Origin of the sequence: Olleya sp. Hel_I_94, from assembly GCF_007827365.1 — a bacterium.
Classification (GTDB): Bacteria; Bacteroidota; Bacteroidia; order Flavobacteriales; family Flavobacteriaceae; genus Olleya.
Genome location: NZ_VISI01000002.1, coordinates 1,100,238 through 1,115,355, shown reverse-complemented (window position 1 = coordinate 1,115,355; position 15,118 = coordinate 1,100,238). Strand labels below are relative to the sequence as shown.

Genomic DNA, 15,118 nt, shown 5'->3' with positions numbered 1-15,118 from the left:
ATTACAATGAAAAATGATATTGATACGTATCTAGAAGAAAACCAACAGGCTAGATATGAAAAGGAAGAAGCTTACTTAAGAGCAAAGAAAAAAGTAGAAAAAATTGTTGGCTTTTATTGGCATTTAGCCATTTATATTGTGGTTAATATTTTTATAATGTTACTAATATATAAGCAATCTGGGCAACCGTTTTTAAGTATGGCAGTTTGGTCTACTCCAATATTTTGGGGAATTGGTTTAATATTTCATTTTTTAGGTGTTTTTGGTACAGATTATTTGTTTGGTAAAAACTGGGAACAACGTAAAATTGAAAAGTATATGAACAAAGAAAAAGAAAATAAACGTTGGGAATAACCAATTATTAGTCAATAAACAACACTTAATATCAACTAACCAACCAAATTATAGTACCAATGAAAGTGATAATTATAGAAGATGAAAAACCATCTGCAAGACGTTTAAAACGTATGCTAGAAAGTATTGATATTACTACCGAAACGATGTTGCATTCCGTAGAAGAATCAATCCAATGGTTTAATACCAATCCACATCCTGATTTAATATTTTTGGACATACAGCTTAGCGATGGGTTGTCTTTTGAAATCTTTGATCAAGTTGAGGTAAAGTCGGCTATTATTTTTACAACTGCCTATGACGAGTATGCTTTGCAAGCGTTTAAGTTAAACAGTATTGATTACTTGTTAAAACCTATTGATGATGAGGATTTAGAAACTGCTGTTGCAAAATATAAAACTAGGCTTCCGCAGAAAACTAATATCGCCTTAGACTTTGAGGATATCAAAAAACTATTGGTTAATCCAATTGATAGGGTTTACAAAAAACGATTTTCTGTTAAAGTAGGACAACATTTAAAATTGGTGAACATTGATGATGTAGAGTGCTTTTACAGCGAAAACAAAGGAACCTATTTATATACTACTGAAGGTCGAAATTACCTTTTAGATACAACCCTTGAGGCATTAGTAAACGAATTAGAACCTGAGACCTTTTTTAGGACAAACCGAAAGTTTTTTATAAATATTAATGCTATTAAAGACATTATTAGCTACACCAACTCGCGTTTACAAATTAAACTTAATCACTATAATGAAGATGAGGTTATTGTAGCCAGAGAGCGTGTAAAGGATTTTAAAGAATGGTTGGAGTAGTGGTTACTCTTCTTCGTCTTCAATCCTATTATCATCAAAAGCGCTTGGTAATAATTTAGGGATAAATTTAACGACTAAAGGCAACAGTAGTGCACCACCAGGTAATATAAAAATGGCTAGACTTGGTATAGATTTAAAAACATCTAAAAGTTGATCTTGTACTTTTTTTTGTTCGTCCTTAGTCAAATCTCTTACTGTAGACTGTGTAAGTAAAATTAGTAATTCTTTACTTTCTAAAAGCTCTTGAGTTAGTTTTTTACTGTTTCGTTTAATTAACTTTAATACCATATTGGTAGAGTTATCATAAAACGTTTTTACAATGTTTTTAGATCCTAAAAGTGGTACTTTTTCTCTGTAATTTTTATAAAAGTCCTCAATAGTTTTTGAAGCTTCATCTGATTGATGTTGTGTTAAATTAAGTTTTTCACCTAAGGTATTTAAAAAAGATTCTTCCTCATTATCTAATTTGGCATCAGTCCACGTAGCCATAGCAGCTAGATCCAAACAGTAGCGTGCAAATAAATTGGTATCGACTAAGTTTGTAGCTTCACTATAAAGTAAGACACTGTCGCGTTGGTAACGCAAAGACTGCTCAAACAAATTAATTAAACTTTTATCGTAATCGGATTTTACTTTTTTACTATTTAAAGTGTTTAAAACTATACTTTCTATAATCGCTTCATATTGTTTAATAACATCATCATCAACTCTTCCAGTTTTTAAATAGGTTCTAAAAGCTAAAACGTCTACAAATAGTAAGGCATTAGTTATAAAGTAATTAAAACTTTTGTCTATTAGATTATCATCTATTTGTACGCGTTTATTTATAATACGTTCTGCTTGATCTTTTACATCCTTAGATCCAATAATTCCTTGTAAAAAAGAGATTCTTTCTTTATTAGTAGTATTATAAAAATTAGCAACTTCGGTATAAAAATCGTTGGTCGTATTGTGGTTAGTGTAGGTAATTAATAAGGCAATAACCAAATTTATTTTACAAATTTCGTCAGAACTATAATCTTTATTTTTAGTCCAATTATTTACAACAGTTACATTACTTCCGTATATAAAACCACAGTCTCTAAAGTGTCTGTAATACACTTCTAAGTCGTTGTCTTTAAAGAGCTCATGAGGTTTTAGCTCGTTAATAAGTTTTTTAATCCAGCCTGAAGCAGATGGGTTCATGGTTCTATTTAATTATGGTGCCAAAGATACTTTTTTAAAATTATTTTATGTCTTTTTTTCTCTTTTACAGAAAATTTATAAAACCAACATTACAAAAGTTGCGTAAGTGTCTGCGAGAACCAAAAATAATAATTAACAAAAAATCTCAAAAACATTATGAAAAATTTCAAATTTATTTTAGGAGTAGGTGTATTTGCAGCAGCAAGTTTCTTCTTCTTATCAGCGGATCACATTGATGCTCCAGCTGTACAAGGTGGTACAAGTGATATCACAGATTTTTACGCTTTTCAGGGAGAAAACACAGACAACTTAGTTTTTGTTGCCAATGTACAAGGTCTTTTAAGTCCAGCAGCAACAGGAAGTGCTAGTTTTGACGAAAACGTAATGATTGAATTTAACATTGACAACACTGGAGACAATGTTGAAGATTTAGTAATCCAAGCTTTACCAAGAGATGGTAAAATGTACTTTTTTGGACCAGTTGCTCCAGGTACAACAGGATTAAGTAGTACAGTTATTGGATCAGGACCACAAACAATAGTAGATATTACATCTTACGGTACGTCTCCAATAGTGCAAACTACTGCAGGGATTTCTGCTTTTGCAGGACCAAGAGATGACCCGTTTTTCTTCGATTTTAATCAGTACACAGCAATTATTGGTGGTACAGCTCCAGGATTTAATAATCCAGGAACAGACACATTTGCTGGAACTAATGTAATGTCAATTGTAGTTGAGGTACCAAAATCTATGATTGGTGGATCAGGAACAATTAATACTTGGGTAGAATCTAAGTCTAAATAATAACAAACTTTTAAAACTTACAAATTATGAAAAATTTAAAAAATATATTTACTGTGCTTCTTGTAACCTTAGTAGCCTTTAATTGCTCTAATGATGACGATGCTGCTGTAGTAGGACCTACAGGACCTTCTGGACCTGACTTTACAGGAGTTTACACTCAACAAGATCAAATGGGACGTCCTGCTGTAAATACAGTATTTGTGTCTTCAGGATCTAAAGATATGTTTAACACAACAGTACCAAGTAGCCAAAATGCAGCGTTCCAAAGTATGTTTGAGACTAACTTAACAGGATTAAGTCCAGCGTATGCTAACCCAGGAGATGCAAATGCACTAGGTTTAGATGCTCCATCTTTTACAGGTTTACTTGCAACAGATGTACTTAATGTGTCTTTAGACGGAACAACAACTTTTTATGATGGTACAAATGTTTTAACAGGACGTACTTTAGCAGATGATGTTATTACTGTAGAATTATTATTAATCTTTGGTGGTGAGGATTTTAGCGAAAATCCAACACTATCTAATGATAATGTAGATGCAAATGATAAAGCATTTTCTACATCTTTCCCTTATTTAGCGTCTCCTTGGTAGACTAAAATTTAACCTAGAGTATTATAAATAGTACTCTAGGTTTTTTATTTTCGCCAATTCCCTTTTCAAACAAACAAAACAATAAAACAACACGATTATGAACACTAAACTATACATGCTGCTACTTGTTATAATTATGGCAACTAGTTGTTCAGAAAAAACAAAAACAATAACTAATCCAGAGGATTACAATCAGTTTTTAACTTTACAAACTAATACAGAAACCATTAATGCAACTTCAGATTATAATTTCTGGACTAAAAAATTAGAGGCTACTCCAAATCAATTCTCTTACTTATCTCAAATTGCAGGAGCAGAATCAAGATTGTTTAAATCTACAGGAAACATCAAACATTTAAAATCTGCAGAGCAATCACTAATTACATTAAATGAACAAACACAATATAATTCGGCTGGACATTTAAGAGCCTTAGCACGTAATTATATTTCTCAACATAAATTTAAGCAAGCTTTAGAATTGCTTATTAAAGCTGAAGAAAACGGTCAAAATCTAAATGGTACTAAAAAAATGCTTTTTGATGTACATATGGAGTTAGGAGATTTTGGTATCGCCAAAAATTATCTAGAGGACGTTAAGGATTTAAACGATTTTGGATACCTAATCAGATTGTCAAAATGGAGCGATTATAAAGGCGACTTAGCTTCAGCAATTAATTATTTAGAGCGTGCAACGTTAAAAGCAGAGTCTTCTAAATTGGATAATTTAATGGAATGGTCTTATACTAACCTTGCCGATTTTTATGGTCATGATGGTCAAATAGAAAAATCGTATAACTACTATTTAAAATCTTTAGCCTTAAATCCTGATGATGCTTATGCTAAAAAAGGTATTGCTTGGATTGTGTATTCTCACGAAAAAAATGCTTCAGAAGCTAACCGTATTTTAGATGCTATCACGCAATTACATAATGCTCCAGACTATTTATTGTTTAAAGCAGAAATTGCAGAATATGAAAATAATATAGACGCTAAAAACAAGTATTTAGCTAGTTATTTTGAAGCTATTGATAATAAGGATTATGGCGATATGTATAATGTGTATTCTTCAAAAATATTAGCAGATACTAAAAACGAAAAAGCCATTACTTTAGCTAAAATTGAAGTAGAAAATAGACCAACGCCATTATCTTATGATCTACTAGCTTGGAGTTATTATAACAATGGTGACGTTAAAAAAGCATTAACAATAGCAGAGCAATACGTTTTAGGACAAACTTTTGAGCCAGAAGCACAATACCATATTGCAGCAATATATAAAGCTAATGGTAAATTAAAAGAAGTAGCTGAACTTAAAAAAGAATTACAAGAAAGTAGTTATGAGTTAGGTCCATTAACCACCAAAGTAGTAAACCAATTATAGTATTTAGATAATGAAAAGTATAATCACTTATTTAGCATTTTTAGGTGTTGTTTTAACAGCAAATGCACAAACAGTTAAAGGGTATGTTATGGATAATAACCAACCTTTAGAAACTGCTTATGTGTATAATCAAACCTCAAAAGAACACGCACATACCAATCAATTTGGACAGTTTGTAATCAATAAAACAAAAGTAGGTGATAGCCTAATGGTTGGTTTATTAGGTTATCAAAAGAAAACACTTGTTTTAACGCAATCACTTTTAGACAATACATTTACAATAAATTTAGAGGCTAAAGCATTTGTTTTAGACGAGTTAGTTTTGTCAGAGCCAATAGATGTAATGAATAGTATGATTAAAATAGATTTGGCAACAAGTCCAATTAACTCATCACAAGAAATTTTAAGAAAAGTACCAGGTTTAATAATTGGTCAACATGCAGGTGGAGGTAAAGCAGAACAAATATTTTTAAGAGGTTTTGATGTCGACCATGGTACAGATGTTGGTTTGTCAGTAGATGGTATGCCAGTAAACATGGTATCTCATGCACATGGTCAAGGCTATAGTGACTTGCATTTTTTAATTCCAGAAACTATAAACACAATCAATTTTGGTAAAGGTCCATATTATGCAAATCATGGTGATTTTAATACAGCTGGATTTGTAGATTTTAAAACAAAAGATAAGTTAGAGGATAACTTAATTAGTTTTTCAGCAGGTCAATTTAATTCGTTAAGAACTTTAGGAATGTTTAATCTTCTAGAAAACAAATCCTCTCAGAATGCATATGTAGCTGTAGAGTATATTGAGACTGATGGACCTTTTGAATCGCCTCAAAATTTTGATAGATTAAATATTGTAAGTAAGTTTAATGCCTATTTAAATAATGATTCTAAAATAGGAGTAACCCTTAGCCACTTTACAAGTCAATGGGATGCATCAGGTCAAATCCCTCAACGATTAGTGGATAACGGAACGCTTTCCAATTTTGGAGCTGTGGACGATACAGAAGGAGGTAACACCAATCGTACTAACCTTAATGTACAATACAGTACAATATTAGATAACGACGTGTCTATGCAGAGTAATGCTTTTTACTCTAACTACAATTTTGAGCTATATTCTAACTTCACTTTCTTTTTAGAAGACCCAATAAATGGAGATCAAATAAAGCAAAAAGAAGCGCGCAATATTTTTGGATTTAATACACAGTTTAAAAAAAATAAAAACTACGATACGTTTGATATTACTTATAATTCTGGTGTTGGTTTAAGATATGACGATGTTAGTGATATTGAGTTATCGCATACTTTAAATAGAAAACAAACCTTAGAAAATATTCAATTGGGTAATGTTAATCAACGTAATTTATATGGGTTTTTTAATGCTGAAATTGATTTAGGTAAAGTTAAAATTACACCAGCTTTACGTCTAGAATATATTAAATTTCAGTACCAAGACCAATTAAGTCCAACATACTCTAACCTTACTGATAGTGAAGTCGCTATTTTACCAAAATTAAGTATTGAGTATAATCAAAATAATAATGTGCACTGGTTTGTTAAATCCGGAATTGGATTTCACTCAAACGATTCTAGAGTGGTTTTAAATCAAGAAATAGATAACGCTTTACCAAAAGCTTATGGATTAGATTTAGGAAACATTTGGAAACCAACAGAAAAGTTAGTTATTAATACAGCTTTATGGTACTTGTTTTCTGAAGAAGAATTTGTTTACGTTGGAGATGCAGGAATTATTGAGCCTAGCGGAAAATCTGAACGTTATGGAGTAGATTTTGGAGTTAGATACCAATTAACAGATAATATTTACTTTAATACAGATGCTACACTTACCAGAGCAAGAAGTTTGGAAGAAGACAACGGAAACGATTATATACCATTAGCACTAGATTTTACATTAGTAGGAGGTTTATCTTTTAAAGATTTAAATAATTTTTCAGGTGGAATTAACTACAGATACGTAGATGATAGACCTGCAAATGAAGATAATAGTGTGCAAGCAGAAGGCTATTTTGTAACAGATTTAAATGTTAACTATGCGTTTAACAAACACTGGAGATTAGGTGTTAGTATTGAAAATGTATTGGATACAGATTGGAAAGAAACTCAATTTTTAACCGAGTCAAGATTACAAAATGAAGTTGATCCAGTGGAAGAGATTCACTTTACACCTGGAACACCTTTTAACTTTAAAACGACATTAAGTTACACGTTTTAAAAATAAATAAAACCTTACTCATTATAATTACGTAAGTATAGTTGCAATCAGTTTAAGGGAAACAATTAATTGCACAACTAACATTAATTTAAATGCTATGAAAAAGTAAGGTTTGTTTTTTGTTAGTTTGTTTTGAAAGCGTTTGATAATTTATTATCAAACGCTTTCTTTTTTATATCATGTTTATAATTCATCTAAATAGAACATTATGTTTAAAGTATTAGGGATTACTAATTACTAGAGTAGTGGTTTACGTAATTCATTATTAAAAGTAATAGATTATGCCTAAACTGTAAGCAATGTTACTTAGACATAGATTTATCACATTAAGGCTTTATATTTAATTATTAAACATTGTAATTAGGCGCTTATTTAGGGCATTTAAAATCACAAAAGCTTATATCTGTTTGCTTATGTTTCATTAGATTATTATTTATTAGCAAATGGCTATCATTTTTAAATAATAAACAAGCTCAAGTGTATGATACTGTATAAATTAGTTTGATATAGTAAAGCAAAAAAAAAGACACCTAATAGGTGTCTTTTTTGTAAGTGATTTATAATCTTATAAGGATGCCAAAGCACCTAAAGTATATAACTGCTCTAATGTTGGAGAAGGACTTCCTCCAGCTGGCTCTAACGTTATACCAAATGCTTGTGATTGATTAGCATTTTTAAGTTTAAAAATCTTATTGTCATCTTGTATAAAATCGTCAATAGTACCTAAACTAGTTGGTGTTAGAGGGTTTAAAGTTAAAGACCAGACTTGGTATACTTTACCTTCTGGAGGCTCTGGTAAACCTTGTAAGTCTAAATAGACTGTGTCATCTTTTTTGTCCCAATACACATTAGCAAAAGCTCCAGGAGCTGCAGCTTGACCTTCTAATGGTATATTAATAATGCTCTTATCTCTAATTATATTTAATAAGTTTTTAGTTTCTGCTAAATCAGTTTTAGAAGTTTCCATTTGGATTTCTAAAAAGTCTTTTTCAGTGTTAACCGTTTGTATTTGGTTTTCTAAATCAGATTTTTGATTTATTGTCCAAATTAATCCACCTGCTAAAACAACAGCAGCTGCCCAACCAGAATAATTTAACCATTGGGTTTTAGGTTTGTTTAAACTAATAACCTTACTATCTGTATTGTTGTTTAATCTACCTTTTATAGTATTAAAAGCGATATCTTTTTTTGGAGAGACACTTGCAGTTAATTTAACTATAGCAGCCTCTATCTCTAAAACTTCTTTTAGGACTTCGGGATGTTTCAACATTAGATCATATACTTCACTACTTTCTTTTTCAGAAAGCTGTCCAGCAACGTACAGTTCTAATATTCCTGAGTTTATATAGTCGTTAATGTTCATATTATAGTACAGCTTCTCTTAATTCTTTAATACAATTTCTATTCCTAGTCTTAATCGTCCCAATTGGCATGTCTAACTCTTCTGAGGCTTCTTTTTGTGTAAACCCTTTAAAGTATAATAGCTCAATCACTTCAATGCACTTTTTAGCTAATTTATCTACAAATTTCTTGATGCCTATAGCATCAGTACTATCGTCTAAACTATCATGCGACTGGATAATATCTACGAAAAAATCAGAGTTAAGGTTTTTACCCGAGTTTTTAAAGGACTTAGATCTAGTTTTATCTATTGCTGCATTTCTAGCAATATTTATTAACCAAGTAAAGAAACGACCTTTTTTAACGTCATAACTATCGGCTTTATGCCAAGCTTTGATAAATACGTCTTGCATGATTTCTTCTGCAATGTCATTATCTCTAACTATATTATAAATTATACCATGCATACTATCTTTGTACATATCGTATAATTTTTCAAAAGCCTTTTCGTCTTTCTTCTTAAATTGAACTACTAAATTGTCTATATCCATATAAAAATATCTTGAACTAAAGTATAATAAAAAACATAAAAAAATCGCTTAAAAGCGATTTTTTTTAATCTATTGCTATTGTGGATTACTTAATGATCCCTCCACAACTTACACGTCCACCAGCATCTCCTGTTGGTTGTGTTGTAAAGTCATCTGTACCAGCATGTACAATTATTGCTTTACCTAATATGTCTTTGTTCTCGTCACCACATCCAATACACCACTCATCTGTTTTTAGCATTATTGTTGCATGACCATTAACGTCTGCTTGTAAATTACCAATGTCGCCTTTATGGTATCCAGCTTTACTTCCCCATTTTCCGTGAGGTGCTCCTGTAGGATTCCAGTGTCCACCTGTAGATTTTCCGTCATCTGAAGAACAATCTGCTTTTTCATGAATATGGATAGCGTGTATTCCTGGCTCTAAACCACTAAGCATTGCGGTAAATTTAATTTGGTCATCTTCTTCTGTAAATACAGCATTACCTGTAACATTGCTTCCGCTTTTAGATTCTAATTTTAGTTTAACCTTTTTTGCTGTTTCGGCTACGGTTTTTTCAGTTTCAGGTTGTGTTTTGTCTTCTTTACAGCTTATAAATACTGCAAAAGTTAACACTAATAGTAGTAATGATATTTTTTTCATTTTATTTAGATTTTTAAGTTAAGTAGCTCTGTCAAACTGCTTTTTTACTAATATAATAAAATACTATTAGTTTTTTCTTAAAAAAGTGTTGATTTCTATTGAAACGTCTTCCCATGTTTTACTAACACCATCTGAACCTTTGTGTAAATCAAAACAAACTTTATTTAAAATACTTAAAGCACCTAAGGCATCCCAATCTTTTAATTGCATTGTCGCAGACATGGCTACACGTCTTTCATCCGTGATTTTTACTTCTAATGGTAAGTCATTAGTGACACCATTCATGGTAATAGAAGCAATGTATTTGTTATCTATATGTTTAATCGTTCCTTTTATAAATTCAGGATTTAACATCTCTCCAAAAAATGAAGTTTTTAACTTTAAATCTCTTGCGTCGTTGTCTGTAAATAATCCACTAATTGGAATAGAAAAGTTTAAATTGTTTAATGCATCCTGTGGAGAATCTCCAGCTTTTTCATCAAAATTTAAAGTGACAAACTGTCCACCAACAGGAACTTTTTCAGTCGTTTTGTAAGCAGTCCATTTTACTGTTGTTCCTTCTGGTTTTACAACAAATTTTTCAGTTTTTGCTACAGACTCAGTTGTTTCTTTTTTAGTATCAGAAGTTTTAGTGTCGTCTTTACAACTTACAGCAAAAACAAGAGATAATGCCAATACTAATTTTGTTATTTTTTTCATTTTAAAAATTTATTTTTTTTCGTAATTATTATAGTGTTAGGTACGTAATTTTACTGTTGTAATTTACAAACAATTAATCTAAACTAAAGGTTTTAATTTCATCTATCCCTTTGGTCATATTAATTTTAATAATGCTTTGATAATAGGGTTTAAAGTTAGTATTAAAAAAGGTGTTTGTTTTTTCTAACGCTAATTTTAAATCTTCTTTAGCATGTTGTAACAAGGTGGTTTCTGTACTAGTTAAACCATTTTGTCTTGTTGCTATATACCAAGATGCAGTACCTATTCTGTTATTTACACTAACATCTAAAGTTTTAGTTATTCCTTGGCGTTTATCTTGTTTGCCAATGTAAATATCTAATAATTCATCAATTTGTTTAATTATGTCTTTGGAGGCTTTTATTTCATCTTTATATTTTTCTTTATCTAAATCTGTTAATTCTGTTTTGTATTTTTCAGCTAACTTTTTATTTTCGGCTAATTGCTTAGTGGCATCAGCAGCTATTTGACGGATATTTTCAATCTCTTTTAAAGCAGCATAGACAGCATCTGTATTTTTGGTAGAAACTTCTAGTCTTGGATCTGACGCTACAGAAATCATGGTTTCTGAAGTTTGGTCACCATATTCTAAAATAGCTTTGTAGTTACCTGGTTTTACATCTACACCTCCAGATTCTCTAGAGCTTTTTCTAACGGTTCTTGATGGTCTGTCGCCACCTTTTTCGTCCATATACCAAGTCCATTTATGTAATCCTTTATCTTCTGGAACCTTACGTTTTAAGGTTCTAATTAACTTATCTCCATTGTATATTTTTAATGAAATAGAATCCCATTTAATTTCATTTTTATCGTCATCAGCATCAGAATCATTTGCTTTATCATCATCGTCTTCATTTTTCTCTTCTTTTGAAGCTTTTACAGGATTAACCAAATACGTAAATTGTGCACCACGACCTCTGTTATCTCCATTAAACATAGCATCTGCACCAAATCGACTTCCTGTTGGTTGTTGGTAAGCTGCTTGATAGGCAATAGGAGGAGAGAATAGGGTTATTTTACTGTCTATAACTTGTTTGTTTTTTGCTATAGCACGTAATGGTCTAATATCGTCCAAAACCCAAGCAGCACGTCCAAAAGTCCCAATTACTAAATCATGCTCTCTAGGATGGATTACTAAGTCTTTTACAGAAACAGTAGGGAAACCTTCCGTCCATTTAGTCCAATTATTACCTGCGTTTATAGATACGTATAAACCATCATCTGTACCTAAAAATAGTAAGTTTGGTTCTTCTAGATCTTCAATAATTGATAAGGTGTAACTTTTAACATCATTTTCGTCTACAATACGCTCCCATGTTTTACCGTAGTTAGTAGTTTTATAAGCGTAAGGTGTGTAGTTAAAACGTCTGTAATCATTCGCGATAAGCAAAGCTTCACCTTTATTTTTATTACTAGCTTTTATTTGTGCAATCCAACTACCTTTAGGTAATCCTTTTAGATTATTTGACACGTCGTTATAGCTTTGTCCTCCATTTGTGGTAACATGCACGCGACCATCATCTGTACCAACCCAAAAGACATCTTTTTCTGCAGGAGAGGGTTCTATTACTAAAATAGTACAGTGGTTTTCTGCTCCTGTAGCATCCATAGTTAAGCCACCACTTTCATGTTGTTTTAATTTTTCAGGATCGTTAGTAGTTAAATCAGGTGAGATGACTGTCCATGTTAATCCTTTGTCTGTAGATTTATGTACAAACTGACTTCCAAAATAAATAGTATTATTGCTAAAAGGGTCAATGTTTATTGCGCTATTCCAATTAAATCTTAAGGTAACATCTTTATCTGGATGTGTTGGTTGTATAGTATAATTATTACCTGTTTGCCAATCATATCTGCTAACAGAGCCTTGTTGACTCATGGTCCAACCGTAACGCGAATCGTCTTTATCTGGTACCACATCAAAACCATCTCCAAAACTAATCTCTTGCCAATAGCTGTTACGTATACCTTGTGCACGCCAAACATAAGCAGGACCTCTCCATGATCCGTTATCTTGCATACCTCCATACACATTATATGGATATTCATTATCTACATTAATATGGTAAAATTGAGCAACAGGAAGGTTACCAACAAAACGCCAGTTTTTACCACCATCTTTAGTAATATTTAATCCACCATCATTACCATCAATCATAAAATTACCATTTGTAGGATGTATCCACCAAGCATGATGGTCAGGATGGACTCCATTGTTAGCACCATAAGCAGGCATTAACTGTGTAAAGTTTTTACCACCATCTTCACTAACATTAATATAAGTGTAAACGGAATATACTCTGTTTTCGTTTTGTGGATCAACATATATTTCAGAATAGTAAAAGGGTCTATTACCAATATCACTTTTATCATTTATTTTTTTCCATTTAAACCCACCATCATCACTTCTGTAAAGTGCATTTTTTTTTGCTTCAACCAAGGCATAGATAATATTAGGTTTGTTAGCAGCTATTGCGACACCAATACGCCCTAATTCCCCTTTAGGGAAACCTTCTTTTTCTGTAACTTTAGTCCAATTTTCTCCACCATCGTGTGTAATATGCAATCCAGAACCTGTTCCTCCGGATTTAAAAAACCAAGGCTCACGTTTATGCTCCCAAAGTGTAGCAATTAATTTGTTAGGATTGGTTGGATCCATAACAAGATCTGCAGCTCCTGTTTTGTTATTGGCAAATAATATTTTTTTCCATGATTTACCACCATCTGTAGTTTTAAAAATACCACGTTCTGGATGTTCTCCCCATGGACTACCAATTGCAGCAGCATACACTATATTAGGATTTGTAGGATCTATAACCACACGATGTATGTGTCTGGTGTTTTCTAAACCCATAAGCGTCCATGATTTTCCTGCGTCTAAAGATTTATAGATTCCATAACCACCATTTAAGCTATTTCTAGGATTACCTTCTCCAGTACCTACCCAAATCACACTTGGATTAGATTGTTGTATGGCAACTGCACCAACAGATGCTGTGACTTCTTTTTCAAATATAGGTTCCCATTTTATACCTCCAGAAGTCGATTTCCATAAACCACCAGAAGCAGTACCAACATACATAATATCTGGATTAGCGTGAACAGCATCTATTGCTGTAACACGACCAGACATTCCGCCTGGACCAATGTTTCTTGGTTTCATGTTTTTAACTAAATCCATAGAGAATTCTTGCGAAAACGCTGTAATACAGAAGAGTAATAAGAGGGTAAAGGATAGTTTTTTCATTTTTGGTCGATTAGTTTGCATAAAGTTAAACAACATAATCTTAAAAAGCTGTTAAGACGTTTATTTTGATGTTAAAATGTCGTATTTTTATACTGCATGAAAAACAAAAATAACAACAGAAAAGGCTTTGTATTTAAACCATACGAAGCACCTTCGCAATCCCCTTTTGAGAAGCTTTTTGATATTTTTAAAGAATTAATTACGCATACTTCTGGAGATTTTGACGAAGCTATAGATTGGCTTCGCGAATTAGATAAAGAATATAAATTAACCACTCCAGAATATTCAATTGACGATTTTATTGAAGATCTTAAAGAAAAAGGTTACATACGTGAAGAAATTAAACCAGATGGAAACAAAGGGAATGCTATTACAGCAAAGACTGAGCGTGCCATTAGACAATCTGCATTGGATCAAATATTTGGTAACATCAAACGTAGTGGTTCTGGAAACCATAAAAGTAAAGGTGTTGGAATAGGAGATGAGCATACAGGCGATTTTAGAAACTACCAATTTGGCGACAGTTTGGATAAAGTCTCTATGACGGAAAGTCTAAGAAACGCACAAATTAACAACGGAATTGGCGATTTTAATTTAACCGAAGACGATTTAGTGGTCGAAGAAACCACACATAAGTCACAAATGAGTACGGTTTTAATGATAGACATTAGCCACAGTATGATTTTGTATGGAGAGGACAGAATAACACCTGCTAAAAAAGTAGCGATGGCTTTAGCCGAATTAATTACAACACGCTACCCAAAAGATACCTTAGACATATTAGTTTTTGGTAACGATGCTTGGCCAATAAAAATTAAAGATTTACCCTATTTAAACGTTGGTCCATATCATACAAATACGGTTGCTGGACTACAATTAGCAATGGATTTATTGCGTCGTAAACGTAATACTAATAAGCAAATTTTTATGATAACAGATGGTAAACCAAGTTGCTTGCGTTTGCCAGACGGAACCTATTATAAAGATAGTAATGGTTTAAACCCATACATTACTAATAAATGCTATGCACAAGCACAACAAGCCAGAAAATTGCATATTCCTATTACAACTTTTATGATTGCTCAAGATCCTTATCTAATGCAATTTGTAGAAGAATTTACGCATGCCAATCAAGGAAAAGCTTTTTACACAGGCTTGAAAGGACTAGGTGAAATGATTTTTGAAGATTACGAAACAAACAGAAAAAAAAGAATTAAAGGATAATTA

General features: G+C 32.0%; 13 protein-coding genes. 7 read left to right on the top strand and 6 right to left on the bottom strand.

Annotated features, from left to right (window positions below; all coding sequences use genetic code 11):
* Positions 1-6 precede the first annotated feature (6 nt).
* Together JM82_RS08090 and JM82_RS08085 are read left to right on the top strand one after the other, a co-directional pair.
* A complete protein-coding gene (locus JM82_RS08090) occupies positions 7-354 on the top strand; it encodes a 2TM domain-containing protein (RefSeq protein ID WP_145002231.1) in 348 nt (115 codons plus the stop codon).
* A gap of 59 nt (positions 355-413) precedes the next feature.
* A complete protein-coding gene (locus JM82_RS08085) occupies positions 414-1,169 on the top strand; it encodes a LytR/AlgR family response regulator transcription factor (RefSeq protein ID WP_145002229.1) in 756 nt (251 codons plus the stop codon).
* A 3-nt stretch (positions 1,170-1,172) separates the two neighbouring features.
* On the opposite strand, the gene JM82_RS08080 is transcribed toward JM82_RS08085, so the two are convergent.
* Positions 1,173-2,354 carry an LETM1-related biofilm-associated protein gene (locus JM82_RS08080; RefSeq protein ID WP_145002227.1) on the bottom strand — a complete coding sequence of 394 codons (1,182 nt, stop codon included), beginning with the start codon at positions 2,352-2,354 and terminating at the stop codon, positions 1,173-1,175.
* A 156-nt stretch (positions 2,355-2,510) separates the two neighbouring features.
* Between JM82_RS08080 and JM82_RS08075 the strand changes: the two genes are divergently transcribed.
* The 4 genes from JM82_RS08075 (at position 2,511) to JM82_RS08060 (ending at position 7,371) form a co-directional block, all read left to right on the top strand.
* Positions 2,511-3,158 (top strand): DUF4331 family protein, encoded by a 648-nt coding sequence (locus tag JM82_RS08075; RefSeq protein ID WP_145002225.1) that lies wholly within the window; start codon positions 2,511-2,513, stop codon positions 3,156-3,158.
* Positions 3,159-3,184: 26 nt separating this feature from the next.
* Positions 3,185-3,751: a DUF4331 family protein gene (locus JM82_RS08070; RefSeq protein WP_145002223.1), complete on the top strand. Its 567-nt coding sequence runs from the start codon at positions 3,185-3,187 to the stop codon at positions 3,749-3,751.
* Positions 3,752-3,848: 97 nt separating this feature from the next.
* Complete coding sequence (locus JM82_RS08065) at positions 3,849-5,132, top strand: tetratricopeptide repeat protein (protein ID WP_145002221.1); 1,284 nt, start codon at positions 3,849-3,851, stop codon at positions 5,130-5,132.
* Positions 5,133-5,142: 10 nt separating this feature from the next.
* On the top strand, positions 5,143-7,371 hold the full coding sequence (locus tag JM82_RS08060) for a TonB-dependent receptor (protein WP_145002219.1): 2,229 nt from the start codon (positions 5,143-5,145) through the stop codon (positions 7,369-7,371).
* 565 nt (positions 7,372-7,936) lie between these two features.
* Here the strand turns inward: JM82_RS08060 and JM82_RS08055 are convergent.
* The 5 genes from JM82_RS08055 to JM82_RS08035 form a co-directional block, all read right to left on the bottom strand.
* Positions 7,937-8,734 (bottom strand): anti-sigma factor domain-containing protein, encoded by a 798-nt coding sequence (locus JM82_RS08055; protein ID WP_145002217.1) that lies wholly within the window; start codon positions 8,732-8,734, stop codon positions 7,937-7,939.
* Between the two features lies 1 nt (position 8,735).
* Positions 8,736-9,263 (bottom strand): RNA polymerase sigma factor, encoded by a 528-nt coding sequence (locus JM82_RS08050; RefSeq protein ID WP_145002215.1) that lies wholly within the window; start codon positions 9,261-9,263, stop codon positions 8,736-8,738.
* Between the two features lie 85 nt (positions 9,264-9,348).
* Positions 9,349-9,906, bottom strand: coding sequence for a superoxide dismutase family protein (locus JM82_RS08045; protein ID WP_145002213.1), 558 nt, complete (start codon positions 9,904-9,906; stop codon positions 9,349-9,351).
* A gap of 66 nt (positions 9,907-9,972) precedes the next feature.
* Complete coding sequence (locus JM82_RS08040; protein WP_145002211.1) at positions 9,973-10,605, bottom strand: YceI family protein; 633 nt, start codon at positions 10,603-10,605, stop codon at positions 9,973-9,975.
* A 73-nt stretch (positions 10,606-10,678) separates the two neighbouring features.
* Positions 10,679-13,891, bottom strand: a complete 3,213-nt coding sequence (locus JM82_RS08035; RefSeq protein WP_145002209.1) for a VPS10 domain-containing protein — start codon at positions 13,889-13,891, stop codon at positions 10,679-10,681.
* A 96-nt stretch (positions 13,892-13,987) separates the two neighbouring features.
* Between JM82_RS08035 and JM82_RS08030 the strand changes: the two genes are divergently transcribed.
* Positions 13,988-15,115, top strand: a complete 1,128-nt coding sequence (locus JM82_RS08030; protein WP_145002207.1) for a vWA domain-containing protein — start codon at positions 13,988-13,990, stop codon at positions 15,113-15,115.
* The last annotated feature ends 3 nt before the right edge of the window (positions 15,116-15,118 follow it).